This window comes from Glacieibacterium arshaanense (assembly GCF_004681125.1).
In the GTDB taxonomy this organism is placed as follows: Bacteria; Pseudomonadota; Alphaproteobacteria; order Sphingomonadales; family Sphingomonadaceae; genus Polymorphobacter_A; species Polymorphobacter_A arshaanense.
This window is the reverse complement of sequence record NZ_SIHO01000002.1, coordinates 1,062,561-1,085,110: the sequence shown is the minus strand read 5'-3', so window position 1 is coordinate 1,085,110 and position 22,550 is coordinate 1,062,561. Positions and strand designations below refer to the sequence as shown.

The following is a 22,550-nucleotide window of genomic DNA, read 5'->3' as shown; positions in this document are numbered from 1 at the left end:
CCGGTTTCCCGACGGGCCTGGAGCATTTTGACGCGACGAACCCGTGTCTTATTCGGCGTCGTCGGTATCGTCTTCGCTGCTCGGACCGACGAGCAGAGCTTCCGAAATGCCCGTCGCATTGTCGCGAATGGCCTTTTCGATGCGCGCGCAGACATCGGGGTTGTCGCGCAGATACTTCTTCGAGTTTTCGCGGCCCTGGCCGATGCGGATCGAATCGAACGAGAACCAGGCGCCCGACTTTTCGACAACACCGGCCTTGGCGCCGAGGTCGAGGATTTCGCCGATCTTCGAGATGCCTTCACCGTACATGATGTCAAATTCGACCTGCTTGAACGGCGGTGCGACCTTGTTCTTGACGACCTTGACGCGCGTCGTGTTGCCGACGACGTCGTCGCGGTCCTTGATCTGGCCGGTGCGGCGGATGTCGAGGCGGACGCTGGCGTAGAACTTCAGCGCGTTGCCGCCAGTGGTGGTTTCGGGGTTGCCGTACATCACGCCGATTTTCATGCGCAGTTGGTTGATGAAGATGACGATGCAGCGCGACCGCGAAATGCTGCCGGTCAGCTTGCGCAGCGACTGGCTCATCAAACGTGCTTGCAGGCCGACATGGCTGTCGCCCATCTCGCCTTCGATTTCGGCGCGCGGCACCAGCGCTGCAACCGAATCGACCACCAGCACGTCGATGGCGTTCGAGCGCACCAGCGTATCGACGATTTCGAGCGCCTGCTCGCCGGTGTCGGGCTGCGAGACGATCAGTTCGTCGATGTTGACGCCGAGCTTCTTGGCATAGGCGGGGTCGAGCGCATGTTCGGCATCGACGAACGCTGCGGTGCCGCCGGCCTTTTGCGCTTCGGCAATGACATGCAGCGCCAGCGTGGTCTTGCCCGAGCTTTCGGGGCCGTAAATTTCGACGACACGGCCACGCGGTAGGCCACCGATGCCCAGTGCGATATCGAGGCCAAGCGAGCCGCTCGAAATCGCCTCGACTTCCATCGCCTCGCGCGAGCCGAGTTTCATCACCGAGCCCTTGCCGAATGCCCGGTCGATCTGTGCCAGCGCTGCTTCGAGCGCCTTCGCCTTGTCCATGTCACCGCTCACAATTTTGAGTGCTGCTGCCATCGTTCTGCTCCATCCCTAACCGGTTGCCCGGTGCCATACAACGACCCTAATGAGGGATAGAAGTACCCTATTTGTTCCAGTAGAACAAGTAGCGAACGAATGGCGGTCAAATTTTAATTTGAATCAATAAAATCAGAATTTTAATGAAGGAAATGCTTGATGGACAACGGCCAGCAGCTCCGAAGACGCGAACGGCTTGGCGAGAAAGTGCATGCCGTATTCGCCGGCGGCAGCGCGTTGCGGCGGCTCGGCATAACCCGACATCAAAATCGTCCGCAGCGTCGGGTAGCGCTCCTGCGCCGCATGCACCAGCTGGACGCCGTCCATGCCGGGCATGACGAGGTCGGTGATCAGCAAATCAAAGTCGCCGTTGGTGTCCTGCAGCATGTCGAGCGCGTCGGCGGCATCGCCAACGCTGGTGACATCGAGCCCCATGCGCTGCAGCGATCGCTCGACAACGAGACGGACGGCGCGCTCGTCCTCGACAAGCAGCACCCGCCCGCGCAGCGTCGCTGCCGCCTCTGGCTCAGCAGTAGAGGCGGCGGCGATGGCACCCGAGCCGTCGGCCGGCAGATAGACGCTGAACCGTGTGCCGCCTTCGGGTCGCGAGTGCATGAAGATGAAGCCCTCGCTCTGCTTGACGATGCCATAGACCGACGCGAGCCCGAGGCCGGTACCGTGCCCCAGGGGCTTGGTCGTGAAGAACGGCTCGAAGATGCGCGAGGCGATTTCGGGCGCGATTCCGGTGCCGGTGTCATTCACCGAGAGTTCGACAAAGCCGATAGCCGGCATGATCGGCTGGTTGAGCCCAGCGACCGCATCGGGCGTGATCAACCGTGTTGCCACGCTCAGCCGGCCGCCATCGAGCATGGCGTCGCGGGCATTGACGGCAAGATTGACGACAACCTGTTCGAGCTGACCAGGGTCGGCGCGGACCCGGCCGGCCGCATGCGAATAGCTGTATTCGAGCTCGATCGCCGGCCCGAGCAAGCGTTGCAGCAGCGGCCGCAGCGGATCGAGCACGTCGCGCAGGTCGAGCAGGCGCGGTTGCAACGTCTGCTGGCGCGCGAACGCCAGCAACTGGCGCACCAGCGCCGCGGCGCGATTGGCATTGATGCGGATCTGGTCGATGTCGTCAAAGTCGGTGTCGCCGGGCATGTGCCGCGTCAGCAACTGGTCGCACAGCCCGAGCACTGCAGTCAGCACATTGTTGAAATCGTGCGCGACACCGCCCGCAAGCTGACCCACCGCCTGCATCTTGGTCACCTGCGCGACCTTGGCCTCGAGCCGCAGCTGTTCGCGAATGTCGCGCACGCCGATGAGCAGCTCGCTGCCTGCCATGGCGGCAGCCGGCGGCGAATGCGCCATCACCAGCGTGACATATTCATCGCTGTGGTTGGCCAAACGGGCGCGCAACTCGCTGGTCCCGGACTCATTGGCTCGCGCGCTGTCCATCGCCGCCACGAAGTCGGCACGATCTTCGGCAATCAGCAGCTGCGCCGGGTCCTGGCCACGCGGGTCGCCCTCGATGCCGAAGCTGGCAATGAAGGCGCTGTTGCAGAACAGGAAGCGGCCTTGCGGGTCGAGCAGCGCGAGGCCGCACGGCAGCGCTTCGACCATCGCCGATATCCGGACCGGCATGCCCAGAACGTCGGGCAGCCGGTCAACCATATCGTTGTTCGATCCAGGGGTCGCCTTCGTTGTGATAGCCGCGCACTTCCCAGAAGCCGGGCTTGTCGGCGCCGACGAACTCGATGCGCTTGAGCCACTTCGCCGATTTCCACAGATAATAGCGCGGAATGATCAGCCGCACCGGCCCGCCATGTTCGCGGCTCAGCGGCACGCCGTCATGGCTGTGCGCCAGCAGGCAATCGGCTTCGGAGAAGTGGTCGAGGCGGACGTTGGTGGTGTAGCCGTCATAGCCGTGGAGAATCACGTGGCGCGCGTCGGGCATGGGCCGCACGACCGACAGCAGATGTGTCACCGAAACGCCGGTCCAGCGATTGTCGTAACGCGACCATTGGGTGACGCAGTGGACGTCGGAGACATCTTCGAATTCCGGCTGCGCGGCGAACGCATCCCAGTCCCACGCCACCGGGTTCTCGACCAGCCCGTCAACCTTGAGTTTCCACGCGCTGCGCGGCACATCGGGCTGGATGCCGAGATCGAGCACCGGCCAGTTCGTCACCAGCCGCTGCCCCGGTGGCAGGCGGTCGACTTCGGGATCGCCGTGATTGCCGGTCAGTAGGCGCCCGGCACGCGCCCAGGCCTGTTTGGTGGCCACCAGCTTGTCGCGCACGCCGTCGTTCATGCCGATACCCCCTGCCCTGCGGCCAATGCCGTGTTGCGACGCGCCTGCGCCCGCCGTGCCCAGCGCCGGCCGACGCGCCAGCGCCAGCCCAGCTGCACGGCGAAATAGCCGGCGACCGAGGTAATCGTCGCCATCGTCAGCAACCCCAGCGCGGTGGGTAGCGACGCCGTCGCCAGCCAGTTGAGCGCGGTTTCGAGCCAGGCCATCGGCTGGCTCATATCGACCAGCGGGTTCGCGCGTTCGGCAACGATGACCAGCGACCCCAGCCGATAGGCGCTGTAGAGTACCAGTGGTGTGGTGAATGGATTAGTGATGAAGGTGGCCACCACCGCGACAGGCAGGTTTGCGCGCGCGATGACCGACAGCAGCGCGGCAAACGGTGACTGCACCAGCGGAATCATGATGCCGACAAACAGCCCGAGTGCCAGCCCGCGGGCGACACCGCGACGGTTCCAGCGCCATAGCACCGGCGCACCCAAATAGCGCGCGAACGGCCGCGACCACGCTTGCGTCAGCAGCGCGTCACGCGTCGGCAGCTTGGGTAGTCGCAGTCCGGGCCAGGCCATGGGTTTCCTCGTCGAGGCGTAACGCTTGATATAGGAGTGCCCCGGCGATTGCGGAACCCCCTGCCGGGGACTGCGACATCACGGGAAGCGCCCAAACAATTGGGGGCCGCCCTTGCGGACGACCCCCAACAGTCTTTCGTTCGAACCGAACGAGCGATCTGCAAGCCTTATTGCGGCGTGCAGGGTCCGCTCGAAGTCGGCGCCGGTGCACCACCGAAGGTGATTTCGACGCGACGGTTCTGCGGTTCGCGGACATTGTCGGCCGTCTGGACGAGCAGCTGGGTCTGACCCACGCCCGTTGCAGTTGCGGCGCTGTCGGGAATGCCCTTACCGACCATGTAAGCCTTCACCGCGTCGGCACGACGCTGCGAGAGACCCATGTTGTAGTCAGCCGAACCCGAGGTGTCGGTGTGACCCACCAGCGCAACGCTGGTCTGGCCGGTCGTCTGGTACTGCTCGACAGCCTTGTCGAGGATCGCAGCCGCATCCGGCGTGATCACCGACTTATCCCAGTCGAAGAAGACGAGGAACGGTCCGGGGGTCACGGCAGCCGGCGGGCACGGCGGCAGCGGAGCTGGCGGCGGCGGCGGCGGCGGCGGCGGAGGGGGCGGCGGCGGCGGCGGCGAATACTGGCCGAAGCGGATACCGATACCGGCGAGGACCTGGTTACCCTGCATGCCCTGGTAGTAGTTGCTGTAGCGGTATTCGACCTTACCGTATACCTTTTCGCCGAAGCCCTGTTCGAGGCCGGCCGAGATACGGTAGCCCTGGACGTTGTCCGAGGCGTCGATGATCAGCAGACCGCGCGGCGGCTGATAATAGGCCGTCGTATCAGCTTCGGCGTAACCACCGGCGACGTAGAACATCGTCGAGTTGCCAAGCTTGTAGCCGACGCGGGCGTTGATCGACCAGGTGGCGTTAAGGTCGGCACCGAACTGAACGCCGAGGAGGCCGTTGAAGTTGTCGCCGACCGAGCTCCAGTCGTAGTTGCCGTAGACGCCGAGCAGCCAGTGATCGTTCACACGATAGTCGTAGCCGGCTTCGATACCATAGAGCCAGCCGCTGAACGTGTCATCAAAGCCAGCATTCTGCAGGCCCCAATAGCCGTAGTCGACCTTGAACTGGTCCCAGCCACCTTGGCCTTCGATGCGGAATCCGTTGAATTCATAGCTGCTTGCCGGAACCGCAAACAGCATTGCCGCTGCGGCCGCGAGCAAGACAGACTTCCTGGAAGTCATCTTCATGGGTATCCCCGTTGTTTGTGCCACATGGGCGGGAGGGTACGCAAAACGCTACACAACACGATATCGACCAAGGTACAGCCCGATGCGGGGAGCCCACTGTTACCTTATGTACACTCGATGAATAGCCTATCAGGCGCTAAGTGTCGAGGCTTCAATAGCAAAAGCGCGGCACCAGCAAGTCAGCCTTAACAAAGTGTTGCAGCAAAGACACGGTGCAGTCATCAGCCGCGGTCGCGCAGCAATCGTCCCGCTTCGCGTTTCCAGTCACGTGCCTTTTCGGTTTCGCGCTTGTCGTGCAGCTTCTTGCCCTTGCCCAGCGCGAGCTCGACCTTGGCGCGGCCGCGGTCGTTGAAATAGATCATCAGCGGTACCAGCGTCATGCCCTGGCGCGTCACCGCGGCGTGGAATTTTTCGATCTGGCGCCCGTGCAGCAGCAGCTTGCGCGGCCGCTTGGGCTCGTGGTTGAAGCGGTTGCCCTGCTTGTATTCGGGGATGTTGGCGTTGACCAACCACATCTGCCCGTCCTTGAGCTCCGCATAGGATTCGGCAATCGAGCCCTCGCCGCCGCGCAGCGCCTTGACCTCGGTCCCGGCGAGCGCGATGCCCGCCTCGACAACATCCTCGATGTAGTATTCGTAGCGCGCGCGCCGGTTTTCGGCGACGATCTTGGCCTTGATGCCGGTGTTGACTTCGTTGCGCGCCACTAAGCGATCCCGGCATGCGCCAGCGCGGCATCGACCGCGGCACGCGCCGGCGCACCCGCGGGCGTCATCGGCAGCCGCAGTTCCTCGCGCATCCGGCCGACCTTGGCCAGCGCGTACTTCACCGGCCCCGGGCTGGCATCGCTGAACAGTGCGGCGTGCAGCGGGAACAATTTGTCCTGCAGCACCAGCGCCGCGGCATAATCGCCGCGCTTGCAGGCGGCCTGGAACGCCGCACACAGCGCCGGCGCGATATTCGCGGTCACCGAAATGCAGCCATGTCCACCCATCGCCATGAACCCCAAGGTCATGTCGTCATTGCCCGACAGCTGGACGAAATCCGGGCCGCACGCGGCGCGCTGTGCCGATACGCGCGCGATGTTGCCCGTCGCGTCCTTGACGCCGATGATGGTCGGGAGTTCCGCCAGCCGCGCCATCGTTTCGACGCTCATTTCGACCACCGAGCGCCCGGGGATGTTGTAGATCAGGATGGGCAGCGCCGACGCCTTGGTCAGCGCCTCGAAATGCGCATAGAGGCCAGCCTGATTGGGCTTGTTGTAATAGGGGCAGACGATGAGCGCCGCCGTCGCACCGACCTTTTCGGCATGGCGCATATGCAGCGCCGCCGTCGCGGTATCATTCGATCCACAACCAGCAATCACCGGCACGCGGCCGGCAGCGGCGCGCACCGTCGCTGCGATGACCTCATTGTGCTCATCAATGGTCATCGTCGCCGATTCGCCGGTGGTGCCGCACGGAACCAATGCGCTCGAACCTTGTTCGATCTGCCAGTCGACGAATTTCTCGAACGCGCCGAAATCGACCGCGCCATCCTTGAAAGGCGTCACCAGCGCCGGAATCGAACCATCAAACATCTTTATCTTCCTGCCATCCGACTTGCCCTAGGTGGCTGCACTTGCCACAACCGGTGCAAGCCGCCGTTACGCGAAAAGTGATATGAAGCCTAATTTCCGCTTGTCCAGCACTCTCATCGCCGGAGCGCTGTTGCTCGCCGTCACCGGCGGTGCATTTGCCGCAACCGACGCGCTGATGCGCAGCTATTACACCGCCAAGCTCGCCGACAATGCCCGCGACCGCTTCAGCACCGAGCCGCTCGATCCGATGATGAGCCGGCCGTCGGACCCGACGCTCGACGCCGTCGTGCAATGGGACCGGCTGCGCCGCGACGCCTATGACGCGCCGCTGTCCGAATATACCACATTCCTGAAAGGCCATCCGGGCTGGCCGGCGAACAGCACGATCCGCCGCCATGCCGAACGCAGCATCAACGGCGCGACCCCGGCAGCTGACAGGCTGGCATTCTTCAGCGCCAACCCGCCAATTTCCGCCGTCGGCAAGCTGCGCCTTGCCGAGGCCTATGCCGCGACCGGCCGCACTGCCGACGCCACCGCGATGGCCAAGGATGCGTGGGATTCGTCGGGGCTCGATTCGGGCCAGGAGGCCGAGCTGCTGGCGCGTTTCGGCAATGTCATCACCCCCGACGACAACCGGTTGCGCTTCGACCGGTTGCTCTGGGCCAATCAGACCAGTGCCGCGACGCGCTTGCTGCCACGCATGCCGGCAGCGTCGCAGCCGCTCGCCAACACGCGACTGGCGTTCCGTAGCGGCAATCCGGGCGCAGAGGCAATGCTCGCGGCACTACCCGCCGACCAGCAAAACGACCCCGGGCTCATCCTCGACCGCGTCAACGCGATGAAGCGCAGCGGCAATGTCCAGGGCGCGCGCGCGCTTATGGCGTCGGCGAACATCACCCGCGGCTCGGTCGTCGATGCCGAAGTCTGGCTCAAGGCCCGCCTCGAACTCGGCCGCGCGGCACTGCGCGACGGCGACACCGAAACCGCCTACCGGCTGTTCGCCAACCACCGCGCCTTTGCGCTCGGGCGCGGGCTCAACGAGCACTCGCTCGCCGACCGCCAGGCCTATATCGACAATGAATTCCTCGCCGGCTGGACGGCGCTGCGCCGTCTCAACCGCGCGCCGGCAGCGCTCGACCACTTCCAGAATGTCCGCTACGCCGCGCTGACGCCGGTCAGCATGGCGCGCGGCGATTACTGGTCGGGCCGCGCCGCAGAGGCCGCCGGACAGCGTGCCAAGGCCGACAAGTTCTACGCCGAAGCCGCCACCCACCCAGACTATTTCTATGGCCAGCTCGCGACCGAACGCCTCGGCCAGTCGCTGGCGCTCAAGAAGACGCCGCCGCCGTCGGTCAGTTCGGCTGCCCGCAACGACTTCGCGCAAAATTCGCTGGTCAAGGCGGTGGTCGCGCTCGGTGAAATCGACCAGCGCAACCTGCAGACACTGTTCATTCGCGCATTGGTCGAAGATGCCGAAACCGCCGAACAGGCACGGCTGGTCGCCGATCTCGCCGGGCCGCTTGGGCGCCCCGAAATCGGCGTGCTGATGGGCAAGGCGTCGCGCGCCAGCGGCGAACTCAGCATGATCCCGCTGGCCTTCCCACGACTGTCGCTGCCCGCCAACCTCAACTCGAGCTGGACGATGATCCACGCCATCACGCGCCAGGAAAGCCAGTTCGACCGTACCGCGACCAGCGGCGCCGGCGCGCGCGGGCTGATGCAGCTGATGCCTGCCACCGCGCAGGAAACCGCGATCAAGTTAGGGCTGCCGTTCAACGTCAGCCGCCTGATCGAAGACCCGACCTACAACGTCACGCTGGGTGCGGCCTATTACGAGCGCGTCCGCAACTCATTCGATGGCAGCCATTTGCTTGCGGTCGCGTCGTACAACGCCGGCCCCGGCAATGCCCGCAAGTTCATCGCGGCGAACGGTGATCCGCGGCTGCCCGGTACCGATGTCGTCGACTGGGTCGAAATGATCACGCTGTCCGAAACGCGCACCTATGTGCAGCGCGTGCTCGAAAATGCAGTGGTCTACGACCTGCTCAACCCAGAAAATTCGACGATGCCGACGACCAACCGGCTGAGTGCCTACCTCGGCAAGCGCGACCCGGGCTAGGCCTTGCCGCCACCGTTCTTGCCGGATCCGTTCTTGCCGCCGTTTTTGCCTGGCGCCAGGTCGAGCGGCCCTAGCGCGGCTTCGGCAACCGCCAGCAACTCGGGCGCGATTTCGGGGTAGCTGGTGTCCACATCCGCACCCAGTGCATCAACGACCGCCTGCAAGCCCTTGATACGCGCGTATTTCTTGTCGTTCGCGGCAATCACCACCCAGGGCGCGTGCTTGGGGCTGCACTTGTCGAACATGTCGTCATAGGCGTCGAGGTATTCGGCGCGCTTGCTGCGATTGTGATAGTCGTCGAGCCCGGTCTTCCAGCGCTTGTACGGCACCTCCAGCCGCTCGCGCAGCCGCTTGTCCTGTTCTTCCTGCGTCGTATGGAGGAACAGTTTCACCAGCCGCGTCCCGCAGTTGACCTGTGTCGCCTCGAAGTCATTGATCTCGTCATAGGCCTGCTTCCAGATCTTGACCGGCGTCAGTTCATCGACGCGCTCGACGAGCACGCGCCCGTACCAGCTGCGGTCGAACACCGCGACTTCGCGATCGGCGGGCAGCCGCGTCCAGAAGCGCCACAGGAAATGGTGCGCCAGCTCGTCCTTACTCGGCGCACCGATCGACCAGACCTTGGTAAAGCGCGGGTCGGTCTCGGCGGTCATGCGCTGGATCAGCCCGCCCTTGCCGCTGGCATCCCAGCCCTCGAGCGTGATCAGCCCGCGCAGCCCCTGCCGCATATACGCGGCCTGGATGATCTGCAGCTGGAACTGCAGCCGCTTGAGCTCCTTGTCATAGTCATCGTCGTCGATCTTCCCTTCGAATTCGTAATCCTTGAGGTTGATCTTCGACATGATATCAGGCCTTTGCCACCGGTTCGACAGTCCGGATATGAAGTTCGCGCAGCTGCTTCGGCGTCACCGCCGACGGTGCGTTCATCATCAGGTCCTCGGCCTTCTGGTTCATCGGGAACAGCACGACCTCGCGGATGTTGGGCTCGTTCGCCAGCAGCATCACAATGCGGTCGACACCCGGCGCCGAGCCACCGTGCGGCGGCGCGCCGAACTTGAAGGCGTTGATCATGCCGGCGAAATCGCGGTCGACGTCTTCACGGCTGTAACCGGCGATTTCGAACGCCTTGTACATGATTTCGGGGCGATGGTTGCGGATGGCGCCCGACGACAGCTCGATGCCGTTGCAGACGATGTCATACTGGTACGCCAGGATGTCGAGCGGGTCCTTGGTTTCCAGCGCTTCCAGCTCGCCCTGCGGCATCGAGAACGGGTTGTGGCTGAAGTCGACCTTCTTGGCGTCCTCGTCATATTCGAACATCGGGAAATCGACGATCCAGCAGAATTTGAACGCGCCCTGCTCGATCAGCCCTAGGTCTTCGCCGACCTTGGTACGCGCCAGACCCGCCAGCTTCGCCGCCTTGAGCGGCTTGTCGGCAGCGAAGAACACGCCGTCGTCAGGCCCCAGCCCGAGCTGCGCGACAATCGCCGCCATGCGCTCGCCACCGATGTTCTTGGCGATCGGGCCACCGGCCTCGCCACCCTTGAAGTTGGTGTAGCCGAGCCCCGCCCAGCCTTCGCTGCGCGCCCAGTCGTTCATGCCGTCGAAGAAGCTGCGCGGCCGCAGGCCGGCACCCGGCGCCGGAATTGCGCGCACCACCGCGCCGGTTTCGATCATCTTGGCGAAGATGCCGAAGCCGCTGTCGCGGAAATGTTCGGTGACGTCCTGAATGACCAGCGGGTTGCGCAGGTCGGGCTTGTCGTTGCCGTACTTGAGCATCGATTCGGCATAGGCAATGCGCGGGAACGGCGGCTTGGTCACCGCCCAGGGTTCACCCGTCGCGAAGCCGGCGAACTCGTCGAACACGCCCGCCAGCACAGGTTCAATCGCTGCAAAAACATCGTCTTGCGTGACAAAGCTCATTTCGAAGTCGAGCTGATAGAACTCACCCGGCGAACGGTCGGCGCGCGCGTCCTCGTCGCGGAAGCACGGCGCAATCTGGAAATAGCGGTCGAAGCCGGCGACCATCAGCAACTGCTTGAACATCTGCGGCGCCTGCGGCAGCGCATAGAACTTGCCCGGATGCACGCGGCTCGGCACCAGGAAGTCGCGCGCGCCTTCGGGCGACGATGCCGTCAGGATCGGCGTCTGGAACTCGGTGAAGCCCTGGTCGATCATCCGGCGGCGCAGCGAAGCGATGACGTTCGAACGCAGCATGATGTTGCGGTGCAGCCGTTCGCGACGCAGATCGAGGAAGCGGTACTTGAGGCGGATATCCTCGGGATACTCCTGCTCGCCCGCCACCGGCAGCGGCAGGTCGGTCGCCGAAGACTGCACCGTCACATCGACCGCACGGACTTCGATGGCACCCGTCGGCAGGTTCGGATTGACCATGCCCTCCCCGCGCGCCACGACATCGCCGGTTACGGTAATCACCGATTCCGCACGCAGCGCATCGAGCACCGCAAACGCCGAATCACCGGTGTTCGACACAATCTGCGTCAGCCCGTAATGGTCGCGCAAATCGATGAACAGCACGCCGCCATGGTCGCGCTTGCGGTGCACCCAGCCCGAAAGCCGCGCGGTGCTGCCGGCATCCTCCAGCCGGAGCTGGGCGCAAGTGTGTGAGCGATAGACGTGCATGGGAACCGATCATTCTGAACAGGGCAATAAGCGGGGCGTGACACACGCTGAGCGACAAAATGTCAAGGTTCGAGCGCCGACGCGGGGCGTAATGCCGCTGGCGAGAGCCCATTTGGGGTCGTCAGCGGTGGGTGCGCGGCACGCGTTTCCCGTCCAGATGATTCGCTTGACAGCGAGTATCCATGAGATATTCACTGCATCTGTTCTATTTGATTTCTGTACTAAAATGAGTGGAGTAAAGTGTTGAAGATTTATTTATTTTCTGGCGTGATCCTTGCGCTTGCAACCATTGCAACCCCAGTTTCGGCGATAATCGTCAAAGTGACCTACACCGGTACAGTCGACTGGGGCTATGACCAAACTGGGATTTTCGGGACTCCGGGGGCCGATCTTGGCTTTTTGCCGTACCAGATGGTTTATGGTTACGATACAACGCGAGGCAACATCGTAGCTACGCCGACCACCAACAAATTGTATGGCGGGGATTTGACTGGCGTTTTGTCACCTGCGTTGTGGACAAAGGTGACGATCGGCGGCGTTACCACGTCATTCTCGCCCCGCTCCTACGGGTTGATTTGGGGTTATAACGACGGCTTGCAGAGTCAACAATTTCATGAGGCCGAACACATATATGTTAATAAAGAAATTGAATATAGAACATTTACTCAGAATTCTGTCTATGATTTTGTAGGAAATATTCCGTCGTCTATTCAAGATCCGTTTAGTTATAATGTTGAATCCAACGGCTATGCCTATGGTATTTTCCATTCTTACGCATATGATTTTTCAACTGGTTCGTACGTGCACGAAACTTATGCCTCCATGGCAATTAGTAACGTGACTTTAGCCGCGGTGCCAGAGCCAGCGAATTGGGCAATGATGATTGCAGGTTTCGGCCTGACCGGTGCAGCGATGCGGAGGCGGCGCGAAGCGGCCTTGAGCTGATTTGTACCATAGAGCCTGCGCCTGTCGGACTTCGGCAGGCGCAGCGCGCATCGATGCTAGCGATGCGACAGCGTACGCACTATGAACGGCAAATGCATATCCATCCGCTGATCACCGACACCGCCACGCTCGCCGCGCTTTGCACCCGTCTTGCCGCGGCCGACTTCGTCACTGTCGATACCGAATTCATGCGCGAAAACACCTTCTACCCCGATTTGTGCCTCGTGCAGATCGCCGGTGGCGGGGAAGCCGCCGCGATCGACCCGAAGTCGCCCGACCTTGACCTCAAGCCGCTGCTCGACCTGCTCGTCGAGGAACCGGTACTCAAGGTCTTCCACGCCGGCGGCCAGGACCTCGAAATCATCTACAACCTGACCGGCAAGACCCCGACCCCGCTGTTCGACACGCAGATCGCCGCGATGGCGCTCGGGCAAGGCGAGCAGGTCAGCTACACCAACCTCGTCCAGTCGTTCCTCGGCGTCGCCATCGACAAGGGCGCGCGCTTTACCGACTGGGCGCGCCGGCCGCTCAATGACCGGCAGATCGACTATGCCATCGGCGACGTTACGCACTTGGCCGCGCTGTTCCCCAAAATGCTCGCCAAGCTGATGAAAACCGGCCGCGGCGCCTGGCTCGATGACGAAATGGCGCGCGCGTCGAACCCCGCAACCTACGCCAATGACCCCGATACCGCGTGGCAACGCCTGCGCCTGCCCAACCGCAACCCCGTCATCCTCGGGCGCCTGAAAGCGCTCGCCGCATGGCGCGAGCGCGAGGCACAGAGCAAGGACGTGCCGCGCGGCCGCATCGTCAAGGATGAAACCTTGGGCGAACTCGCCGCCTCGCCGCCCGCCACGCAAAACGACCTCGCGCGCATGCGCGGGCTGTCAACCAGCTGGGCGAGCAACGACATCGGCAAGCGCCTGTGCGCCGCGCTCGCCGCCGCCACGCCGCTGCCCGCCGACGAAATGCCCGTCCGTGAAGTCTCGCGCCCCGGCCTCAGTTCCGAAGGCGCGCTGATCGCCGACCTGCTCAAACTCCTCCTCAAAATCCGCGCCAAGGAAGCCAATGTCGCGCCCAAGTTGGTCGTCAAAGGTGACGAGCTCGACGCCATCGCCGCCGGCGTCCGCGACGGCCTGCCGGTGCTGAACGGCTGGCGCTTCGACATCTTCGGCAAGGACGCGCTCGCGCTGGTGGACGGCCACCTCGCCTTCACGGTGCGCGACGGCAAGCTGACGATGACGGGGACCGGGGTAGAGGTAGAGTAAAAGGGCCTCCGGCGGGCAGGGCTGAGCCCTGCACCCGACTGATCAATAGTCAGATTTGGCTGCAATGTGGGAATAGGGTCTACAATATTTTCAGACCAACGCTGAAATCAAACCAAGCTGCAAAAGAAGGACCAAGGAAGTAAACACGGATAGCGGACCATCTAAACCGAATGGACCAGCAAAATGGATCTAATTGCAATTTGGCAATCATGCGATTCGACGATTAAGGCCTCAATCATTGGCGCTGGCGCAACCTGCGCAGCTGCATTCTTTGGGTTTAGTGCCGTCGTATTCCAAATCGGTGCACAAGGCCGCCAATCACGTAGGTCAATTATTGAGAATGAGCGACGTAAGCTAAAAGCGTCGATGTACGAGGATGCGGTTGCTGTTACTCGCGTGATGGCTGACGCCGCTATAGAACTAGCGAACGAAATTCGCGGGCTTGATATGCAACTGGCTGTTGCCAGCCTTGCAGCAGGTGTAGGTATGTCGTTCGACGTACCTACCGCACGATTCCCAGAAATTTTAGCCGCCTATGGTCGATTCTCGGACTCCACAATTAAATTAATATTTCTAGTTGAGAATCGTCGTGTAATCGACCCACGTTTGTTGATTTTCCGAGCAGCTTTGAACAGTGTATTGCATAATACAAATGCACTTATGTTTTCAGAATTCATGATGCACGTAATGCCAATTGTTCCTGTCGAAAACCCAAATGGAGGCACATTTCCATACGAACCTCCAAAGAAGGAAGATTTGCCGAAGATTAAGGAAATATTTTCGGCATTTATCGATAATGTTGAAGATTCAATAGCATATACAGACGATTTTTTAGTAGATTTGCAGAATTTACTTCTAAGCGACTTATTTGATAACAAAGTCGAGCACCGAGTTCCGCTTGATCCCGCAAAAAGAACGATAACTATCGAAAATTTTAAGGAAATTGAATCCTGGCTAAATTCTAATACCGCTTTCGGCAAAACGACTGCTGATATAGATTCCAACGTGGCCGCCAAATATAGATGATCTTTTTCATAATTCCGATTACAATTGACCAATCAATTTCAAATTTTACCGATAATTACTTCGGATAAAAATCTAAACAACACACCGTCGATAGTTGTTCTGGAAGTCGGGTGCAGGGCTCAGCCCTGCCCGCCGGAGGCCCTTCCCGCTTCCCCTAACTCACCCGAAACTCGGGCGTCAGCCCCAAGGCGCCGGCGAGGGTTTTCAGCCGCCGTGCCACGGCCTCGCCGTAGAGCGGGGCGTCGCGTTGGGCGAGGCTGAGCACGAGGGCGCTGCCGTCGCGCCAGAGGCGGCTGGCCACCAGCGGCTTGGCGGTGCCGCCGGTGAGGCGTTGGCCCAGCCGCAGCGCCATGCCCCAGCTGCGGGCGCGGGCGAGTTGCGCGGGGGTGGCGAGTGCGGCGAAGGAGGCGACTTGCGGCGCGGTCGGGCTGCCGCCGAAGCACGAGAAGAGTGCGGCGGCGAGCATGGCGCGTTCGGGGGCGGTGATCGCCACCCAGTTGCCGTGGAGCGCGAGCTCGAGGCCGCGTTCGGCGCGGAAATCGGGGTGGGCGCGCCAGGCGACGTCGCTGAGCAGGCTGGCGGCCCAGCGGATGCGGCGGTCGGCGAGGGTTTCGTCGGCTTCGAACAACCCGTCCATCCACGTCATCAGCAGGTCGCCGTGTTCGGGGAAGCGGCCCTGGCGTTCGCCTTCGTGGCGCGCGGCGGCGAGCAGCGGGTCCTCGCGTTGCTGGGCGGCGGGGAGTTGCGCGTAGAGCAGCCCTTCGCGCAGGCCATAGGCGCTGGCGACGACGCTGCTGCTGCCGAGTTTCTTGACGACGGCGCCGAGCAGCGTCGCGGCACCGGGCAGCGACGGGATGCGCGAGCTCGACATCGCGGGAATGTCGCGCAAAGATCGCGGATTGGTCTGCGCCAGCGAGCGCGCCAGCCGGTCGGGGGCGCCGGCGTCCATCGTATATTGGTGCACCACCGGCAACGGATAGTCGGTCAGGTGGATGTGCAGCTGCGTCAGCGCGCGCCAGGAACCGCCGACCATGTAGAACGGCTTGCCGCGCCCGGCCTGCGCCCAGCCGACGCGGTCGAGCGCCTTTTTGATGAACGGCACGAGCTGGCGCTGGCCGCGCTTGCGCACCGCATCGAGCCGCAGCGAGCCGATCGGCAGCGAGATCCACTCGTGCGCTTGGCCCCCCGACACGCGCACCAGCTCCAGACTACCGCCGCCGAGGTCGCCGATGACGCCATCGGCTTCGGGGATGCCGGCAATGACGCCTAAGGCTGCGGCGCGGGCTTCGGCCTCGCCGTCGATGATTTCGACTTCGAGGCCGCAATGTTCGCGGACCAGCCGGACGAATTCATCGGCGTTCGATGCCTCGCGCACCGCGGCGGTGGCGACGGTGCGCAGCGAGGTGACCGCCATGTCGTGCGCCAGCATTGCAAAGCGCGACAGCGCGGTCAGCGCGACGCCGATGGCGCCGGCATCGAGCTTGCCGTCAGTGGCGACGCCGCGGCCGAGACCGGCCATGACTTTCTCGTTGAAGATGACGGGGGGCACGCGCGACAGGCCCTGATAGACGACAAGCCGGATCGAGTTCGAGCCGATGTCGATGATGCCGGCCAGCCCGGCACGGGTCGGCGCCAGGCCCTCGATCAGATCGAGCTGCGGCACGAAATTGGTCGCCGGCAGGTTCGCCTCCACTCGCCCCGGCGCCGGCATGATTGCCCGGCGCCTGCGCGCCGCCGCCCCCGGCGTCGCGCGCTGACTGCATAGCGCGGTCGGTGGGTTAGCGCCAGCGGATGTGCGCCCTACCCGGCCTTCTCCCAGCCGCCGCCGCTTTCTTTCCAATAGGTAAGTTGGTGCCCGCCGCCGCCGAGCGCCTTCCACTGGCGCCGCGCCATTTGCAGTGCGGCGTTGTCGTTGCCGTCGAACAGCAGCAGCACGCGCGCAAAGTCATTGGCGCTGTCGGGCAGGCCGCCGCCGACGCACATCAGCACATCGGCGCCGTTGAGGTTGGTCGCTTCGGTGGCGAGCAGCACGGCCTGTTCGGCGGGTTCGTCGACGCTACCGTCTTCGCCGACGAGCGCGTGTGGCAGGAACGACGCAGGCGCATAACTCCACAGCGCGACGTCGAGCTTTTGCAGCACGGCGCGGTCATCGCCGATGAGCAGCACTCGGTGCCCCGCCGCGATCACCTTTTCGAGCAGCCGCGGCACGACGGCGTCGAGCTGCCGCGTCATCAGCTGGTAGAAGCCGTAGTTGCTCACTGGGTGGGCTTTTGTTCGCCTACGCTCACTTGCTCTCGTAGTTATCCGCAATGAAGCGGTCGAGCAGGCGCACGCCGTAGCCGGTGGCGCCCTTGTCCCACAGCGGGCCGGCGCTTGCCGCCCAGACCATACCGGCGATATCGAGGTGCGCCCATTTGACGCCGGGCTTGACGAAGCGCTGGATGAACTGCGCCGCGGTGATCGAGCCGCCTTCGCGCGGGCCGACGTTCTTGATGTCGGCGATCGGCGAGTCGATCAGCTTGTCGTAGGCGTCGCCGATCGGCATGCGCCACAATTTGTCGCCGCTGGCGTCACCGGCGGCGAGCAGCTTGGCGGCGAGGCCGTCGTCGTTGCTGAAGCAGCCGGCATATTCATGGCCGAGCGTGATGATTATGGCGCCGGTCAGCGTTGCCAGATCGACGACGACTTCGGGGTTGAAGGTTTCCTGCGCCCACCAGATCGCGTCGCAGAGCACGAGACGGCCTTCGGCATCGGTGTTGATGACTTCGATGGTCTGACCCGACATGCTGGTGACCACGTCGCCGGGGCGCTGGGCATTGCCGTCGGGCATGTTTTCAACGAGCCCGCAGACGCCGATGACGTGCGCCTTGGCACCACGTGCGGCGAGCGACGTCAGTGCGCCGGCGACGGCGGCCGCGCCGCCCATGTCCCACTTCATGTCTTCCATGCCGGCGGGCGGCTTGAGCGAAATGCCGCCGGTGTCGAAGGTCACGCCCTTGCCGACGAGCACGACGGGCTTGGCATTGGCATCACCGGTGCCGTTCCAGCGCAGCACCAGCATGCGCGGCGGCCGCACCGAGCCCTGCGACACGCCGAGCAGCGCGCCCATGCCGAGCTTCTTCATCGCCGGTTCGTCGAGCGTTTCGATGACGAGGCCGGCGGGCGCGAGACTCTTGACGCGCTCGACGAAGCTTTCGGGGTAGATGATGTTCGCCGGCTCGGTGACGAGCTCGCGCGCCACGCCGACGCCGCGCGCCAGGGCGGCGAGCGCGGTGTGTGCGGCGTCGGCACCAGCGGGGGCATTGACGACAGTCAGCGCCGCCAGCGTCGGCTTCTGGTTGGGCTTGAGCTTGGTGCGATACAGGTCATAGCGCCAGCTTCGCAGCGCACTGCCATGCGCCAACCGTGCAGCAGCTTCGTCGCGCGAGATGGCGATATCGTCGACGCCGTCGAAATCGACCGTCACGGCAGTTTCGCCGCTGGTCAGCAGCTTCGCGGCGAGCGCGCCGCCGATCTTTTCGAATGTGCCGGCATCGGCCTTGCCGGCGGGCCCGGTGCCGGCGACGATGACGCGCGATGCCGCCATGCCGGCGGGCGCGAGGATTTCGACGAGGCTGGCGACGTCACCTTCGAAGCGCGCGCTCTTGAGGGCGCGGACGATCTGCCCGCCGAGTTTGGTATCGAGCGCCTGCGCGGCGCGCGACAGCACCGCGTCCTTGGCAGCGAAAACGACGAGCGTGCCGGCGGGATCGGCAGCGGCAGTGGTCTGGAAGGCGATGTCCATCTGAAGTCTTTCCATTTGCAAGTTGCTGTCATCTAGCGTCGAGGGGCCGCCCCCGTAAAGCCTAGCTGCGTAAAGCCCGCGCCTTGCGGGCAGCGGTGGTGCGGCCTAAGACGCAGACCAGACTTCCCGCCGGAGTACCGCTTGCCCCCTCGCCTTGCCCGCAATGTTGCCGTGACGGCCCCGAAGCTGGCGGCGCTGGTGGCATCGCTGCTGGCCTCGGCGGCGATGGCGCAGGACTATGTGACGCCGTCGGCGGATGTCACGACGAACAACTACGACCCCGCCAAGCCTGCCGCCAAGCAGCCGGTGCCGCTGCCCGCCGCGCTCAAGCCCGGCGACACCATCGATTTCGCCGCCGACCAGATCGGCTATTCGGACAACGACCAGATCGTCACCGCGCAGGGCGCCGTGCACATCAGCCGCGACGGCTATGTGCTGACCGCCGATTCGGTGAGCTGGGACCGCACCACTGGGCAGATCATCGCGACGGGCAATGTCACCACGACTGACCCGAGCGGCAACCGCGTGTTTGGCGACCGCGTCGAGCTCACCGATTCGCTGCGTGACGGCGCGCTCGACAATATCTTGCTGGTGCTCGAAGGCGGCGGGCGGCTGGCGGCGCAATCGGGCGTGCGGATTTCGGGTAAGACGGTGATGAACCACGCGGTTTATTCGCCGTGTTCGGTGGTTGGCGCCGATGGCTGCGCCAAGGAGCCGTTATGGCAGGTGCGTGCCGTCAAGGTCACGCACGATCCGGTCAAACACCGCATCAGCTACAAGGACGCGACGCTCGATTTCTTCGGGCAGCCGGTGATGTTCCTGCCGACGATGTCGCACCCCGACGGCGTTGCGACCCGCGCCACCGGCCTGCTGGTGCCGATCCTGTCGTACAACGCCAACCTCGGCTTCGGGCTGGCGGTGCCGTATCTGTGGTCGATCGCGCCCGACAAGGATCTGACGATCACGCCGTGGATCTACACCGCGGTCAATCCGGCGTTGGGCTTCGAATACCGCCAATTGCTCGCGCAAGGGCCAGTACAGTTTTCGGGACTGATGACCTATGCGGCGCGGACGGTTCTGGCACCCGACAATGTGACGCGGCTTGAAACCGGCGAGCAGTTTCGCGGCTATTTCGCCGCCAACGGCCAATTCCAGCACAACGAAAACTGGCGCACGACATTTTCGGCGCGCTACGCCACCGACGACACCTTCACGCGGCGCTACGACATTTCGCTCGATGACACGCTGCGCTCGACGTTCAACGTCGAACGCTTCGGGTCGGACAGCTATCTGTCGATCCAGGGCTGGGCGTTCCAGGGCCTCGCGGTCGGAGACAGCTTCGGTGCCTCGCCGGTAGCACTGCCGCTGATCAACTATCTGTGGAACCCCGAGGAAACGATTCTCGGCGGCCATCTCGCGGTCAACGCCAACAGCCTCGTCATCACGCGCACCGACGGCACCGACATGCAGCGTGCGCTGGCCAGCGCGGTGTGGAACATCGACACGATTACCAAGGGCGGCCTGCGCATCGACGCGTTGGCGCAGATCCGCGGCGACGTCTACCACGCCAGCGAGACCGTGCTCGCCGACCTGCCGATCTATGCCGGTCGCGACGGCTGGCACACGCGTTTCCTGCCCGCCGCCGCGCTCGATTTCCGCTGGCCGCTGGCGGGGCCGGCATTCGGCGGCGTGCAGACGCTGACACCGCGCGTGCAGTTCGTCGCCAGCCCGACGGGGCGCAACACCAACATCCCCAACGAGGATGCGCGCTCGATCAACTTCAACACCGTCGACCTGTTCTCGATCAACCGCTTCCCCGGCTATGACCGCTGGGAGGGCGGCACGCGCGTCACCTACGGCGTCGAATACACGCTCGACCGGCCGCGGCTGGCACTGCGCACGCAGATCGGCCAGAGCTACCGCTTCGACACCAGCAACGAGTTCCTGCCGCCGGGCACCGGCCTGTCGGGCAAGGTGTCGGACATTGTCACGCGCACCACGCTGCAAGTCGGCAAGCTGCTCGAAATAACCCAGAGCCTGCGCTTTGACCCCAACAGCTTTGCCGCGCGCGCCAACGAAATCGACATCGCGGTCGGCAACAGCCAGACCTATGCGACGGTCGCCTACGTCAAGCTCAACCGCAACATCCCGATCGAGGACCTTGCCGACCGCGAGGAATTGCGCGTCGGCGGCCGCGTGGTGTTTGCCAAATACTGGTCGATCTTCGCGTCGAGTATCGTCGATCTGACGTCGACATCCGAAGACCCGACGACGACCAATGATGGCTTCTCGCCGGTGCGCCACCGGATCGGCGTGGCCTATGAGGATGAATGTTTCCGCATCGGCTTCAGCTGGCGCCACGACTATACGTTCGACCGCGACTACCGGCCGGGCAACACCTATTTGTTCACCGTAGCGCTCAAAAACCTCGGCCCGTCACCCAAGGTTCAGTAACCCACCGGTAAACGGTCCAGCTAAGCGCTTTCAGTTAGCGGCGTGACGCTGTAGAGGATGCGCCGGAAGGCGTTGGGGAAGCGCCGGTCGACGCATGGCAATGGGGCCGCGGCGGACGGAACCTCGATGGAACTGCTTTCGGGAGAATTGAATGCTTTCGCGTTTTCGTCTGGTTCTTGCGGCAGCGTTGCTTGGCGCCGGCATGTCGGCCATGCCCGTGCTGGCGCAGCAGGGCCCGGGCCAGGAGGATATGGGCTTCGACAGCCCCGAACTGCGCGTGCTCGGCCAGGCCGATCCGTCGGTGCGCAAGGCGACCGTCATCGTCAACGGAGACATCATCACCGACACCGATGTCGAACAGCGGCTCAATCTGGTGATCGCCGCCAATGGTGCGCAGATTTCGCCCGATGAACGCAACAAGCTGCGGCTGCAGGTGCTGCGCAACCTGATCGATGAAAAGCTCGAAATCCAGGAAGCCGCGAGCAACGAAATCCGCATCAGCGACGCCGAAGTTGAAAAAGCCTTCCAGCGCGTTGCCGCCAACTTCAAGCAGACGCCTGAACAGTTCAGCGCCTTTCTGGTGCAGAACGGTGCCTCGGCGGCATCGATCAAGGCGCAGATTCGCGGCGAAATGGCATGGTCGCGGCTGCTGCGCCGCAAGGTCGAACCCACTGTCACCGTCGGCGACGAGGAGGTTCAGGCGCTGCTCGACAAGCTCAACGCCGCCAAGGGCACCGAAGAATATCGCGTTGGCGAAATCTTCCTGAGCGCCACCCCCGAAAACCAGGCGCGCGTCATGGCCGACGCGCAGCGCATCGTCCAGCAGATCCGCGGCGGCGCGTCGTTCGTCGCCTATGCCCGGCAGTTCTCCGAAGCTTCGACCGCCGGTGTCGGCGGCGAGCTTGGCTGGGTCCGCGCCGGACAACTCAATGATGCCGTCGGGCCGGTCGTCACGGCGTTGCAGCCCGCCACCATCAGCGACCCGATCGTGGTGCCGGGCGGCATCGCCATTATGGCGCTGATCGAAAAGCGCCAGGTGCTCGCCGCTGATCCGGCAAACGCCGTTCTCAGCCTCAAGCAGATGGCCATCCAGTTCAAGCCGGGCATTACCGAGCCCGAAGCCAAGGCGGTGGTCGCCAATTTCCAGAAGGTCACGCAGGACATGGGCGGCTGCGGCCGTGTCGAAACCGTGGCAAAGGAAATCGGCGCCACAGTCGCGATCAACGACGCCATCCGCATCAAGGACTTGCCGCCAGCGCTGCAGGAAATGATGAAGACGCTGTCGGTCGGCCAGGCGACGCCGCCGTTCGGCTCGGCCAAGGACGGCGTCCGCGTGCTGGTGCTGTGCGGCCGCGACGACGCCGGGGTCAAGGCGCAGTCGGCATCGTTCGACGAAGTTTATGCGCAGCTCAACGAGGAACGCGTCAACATGCGCGCCCGCCGCTACCTGCGCGACCTGCGTCGCGACGCGGTGATCGACTATCGCTAGGCGCGA

General features: G+C 63.6%; 18 protein-coding genes. 6 read left to right on the top strand and 12 right to left on the bottom strand.

The features are described from left to right. Positions 1 to 48: 48 nt before the first annotated feature. The 7 genes from recA to dapA form a co-directional block, all read right to left on the bottom strand. Positions 49 to 1,119, bottom strand: coding sequence for a recombinase RecA (recA, locus tag EUV02_RS11420; protein WP_135246336.1), 1,071 nt, complete (start codon positions 1,117 to 1,119; stop codon positions 49 to 51). A 132-nt stretch (positions 1,120 to 1,251) separates the two neighbouring features. After that, positions 1,252 to 2,790, bottom strand: a complete 1,539-nt coding sequence (locus tag EUV02_RS11415) for a hybrid sensor histidine kinase/response regulator (protein WP_135246335.1) — start codon at positions 2,788 to 2,790, stop codon at positions 1,252 to 1,254. Then, on the bottom strand, positions 2,783 to 3,430 hold the full coding sequence (locus tag EUV02_RS11410; protein ID WP_135246334.1) for a sulfite oxidase-like oxidoreductase: 648 nt from the start codon (positions 3,428 to 3,430) through the stop codon (positions 2,783 to 2,785). Before EUV02_RS11410 ends, EUV02_RS11415 begins: the two co-directional genes overlap by 8 nt. Further along, positions 3,427 to 3,996: a DUF2062 domain-containing protein gene (locus EUV02_RS11405; protein WP_135246333.1), complete on the bottom strand. Its 570-nt coding sequence runs from the start codon at positions 3,994 to 3,996 to the stop codon at positions 3,427 to 3,429. The genes EUV02_RS11410 and EUV02_RS11405 overlap by 4 nt, the downstream gene beginning before the upstream one ends. A gap of 167 nt (positions 3,997 to 4,163) precedes the next feature. Continuing rightward, on the bottom strand, positions 4,164 to 5,213 hold the full coding sequence (locus tag EUV02_RS11400) for an OmpA family protein (protein ID WP_243445872.1): 1,050 nt from the start codon (positions 5,211 to 5,213) through the stop codon (positions 4,164 to 4,166). 248 nt (positions 5,214 to 5,461) lie between these two features. Further along, positions 5,462 to 5,944, bottom strand: a complete 483-nt coding sequence (gene smpB / locus EUV02_RS11395) for an SsrA-binding protein SmpB (RefSeq protein WP_135246331.1) — start codon at positions 5,942 to 5,944, stop codon at positions 5,462 to 5,464. Further along, complete coding sequence (dapA, locus tag EUV02_RS11390) at positions 5,944 to 6,816, bottom strand: 4-hydroxy-tetrahydrodipicolinate synthase (protein WP_135246330.1); 873 nt, start codon at positions 6,814 to 6,816, stop codon at positions 5,944 to 5,946. The genes smpB and dapA overlap by 1 nt, the downstream gene beginning before the upstream one ends. Positions 6,817 to 6,916: 100 nt before the next feature. On the opposite strand from dapA, the gene EUV02_RS11385 reads away from it, so the two are divergent. Continuing rightward, positions 6,917 to 8,935 (top strand): lytic transglycosylase domain-containing protein, encoded by a 2,019-nt coding sequence (locus tag EUV02_RS11385; RefSeq protein WP_166430605.1) that lies wholly within the window; start codon positions 6,917 to 6,919, stop codon positions 8,933 to 8,935. Here the strand turns inward: EUV02_RS11385 and EUV02_RS11380 are convergent. Together EUV02_RS11380 and aspS are read right to left on the bottom strand one after the other, a co-directional pair. Beyond that, complete coding sequence (locus tag EUV02_RS11380) at positions 8,932 to 9,777, bottom strand: polyphosphate kinase 2 family protein (RefSeq protein WP_135246328.1); 846 nt, start codon at positions 9,775 to 9,777, stop codon at positions 8,932 to 8,934. The genes EUV02_RS11385 and EUV02_RS11380 overlap by 4 nt on opposite strands. A 4-nt stretch (positions 9,778 to 9,781) precedes the next feature. Further along, positions 9,782 to 11,578 carry an aspartate--tRNA ligase gene (gene aspS, locus EUV02_RS11375; RefSeq protein WP_135246327.1) on the bottom strand — a complete coding sequence of 599 codons (1,797 nt, stop codon included), beginning with the start codon at positions 11,576 to 11,578 and terminating at the stop codon, positions 9,782 to 9,784. Positions 11,579 to 11,818: 240 nt separating this feature from the next. Here aspS and EUV02_RS15950 point away from each other — a divergent pair, with 240 nt between their 5' ends. The 3 genes from EUV02_RS15950 to EUV02_RS11360 all read left to right on the top strand — a co-directional run bounded on the left by EUV02_RS15950 (position 11,819) and on the right by EUV02_RS11360 (position 14,817). Beyond that, positions 11,819 to 12,523, top strand: a complete 705-nt coding sequence (locus tag EUV02_RS15950; RefSeq protein WP_243445871.1) for a PEPxxWA-CTERM sorting domain-containing protein — start codon at positions 11,819 to 11,821, stop codon at positions 12,521 to 12,523. Between the two features lie 92 nt (positions 12,524 to 12,615). Continuing rightward, complete coding sequence (gene rnd / locus EUV02_RS11365; protein WP_135246326.1) at positions 12,616 to 13,791, top strand: ribonuclease D; 1,176 nt, start codon at positions 12,616 to 12,618, stop codon at positions 13,789 to 13,791. Between the two features lie 183 nt (positions 13,792 to 13,974). Further along, positions 13,975 to 14,817, top strand: coding sequence for a hypothetical protein (locus EUV02_RS11360; protein WP_135246325.1), 843 nt, complete (start codon positions 13,975 to 13,977; stop codon positions 14,815 to 14,817). A gap of 154 nt (positions 14,818 to 14,971) precedes the next feature. On the opposite strand, the gene EUV02_RS11355 is transcribed toward EUV02_RS11360, so the two are convergent. The 3 genes from EUV02_RS11355 to EUV02_RS11345 all read right to left on the bottom strand — a co-directional run bounded on the left by EUV02_RS11355 (position 14,972) and on the right by EUV02_RS11345 (position 18,601). After that, complete coding sequence (locus EUV02_RS11355; protein WP_135246324.1) at positions 14,972 to 16,528, bottom strand: Ppx/GppA family phosphatase; 1,557 nt, start codon at positions 16,526 to 16,528, stop codon at positions 14,972 to 14,974. 89 nt (positions 16,529 to 16,617) lie between these two features. Further along, positions 16,618 to 17,076 (bottom strand): DNA polymerase III subunit chi, encoded by a 459-nt coding sequence (locus EUV02_RS11350; RefSeq protein ID WP_135246323.1) that lies wholly within the window; start codon positions 17,074 to 17,076, stop codon positions 16,618 to 16,620. A 25-nt stretch (positions 17,077 to 17,101) separates the two neighbouring features. Continuing rightward, a complete protein-coding gene (locus tag EUV02_RS11345; RefSeq protein ID WP_135246505.1) occupies positions 17,102 to 18,601 on the bottom strand; it encodes a leucyl aminopeptidase in 1,500 nt (499 codons plus the stop codon). 171 nt (positions 18,602 to 18,772) lie between these two features. Between EUV02_RS11345 and EUV02_RS11340 the strand changes: the two genes are divergently transcribed. Further along, positions 18,773 to 21,055 carry an LPS-assembly protein LptD gene (locus EUV02_RS11340; RefSeq protein WP_243445869.1) on the top strand — a complete coding sequence of 761 codons (2,283 nt, stop codon included), beginning with the start codon at positions 18,773 to 18,775 and terminating at the stop codon, positions 21,053 to 21,055. A 151-nt stretch (positions 21,056 to 21,206) separates the two neighbouring features. Then, a complete protein-coding gene (locus EUV02_RS11335) occupies positions 21,207 to 22,544 on the top strand; it encodes a peptidylprolyl isomerase (protein ID WP_135246322.1) in 1,338 nt (445 codons plus the stop codon). The last annotated feature ends 6 nt before the right edge of the window (positions 22,545 to 22,550 follow it).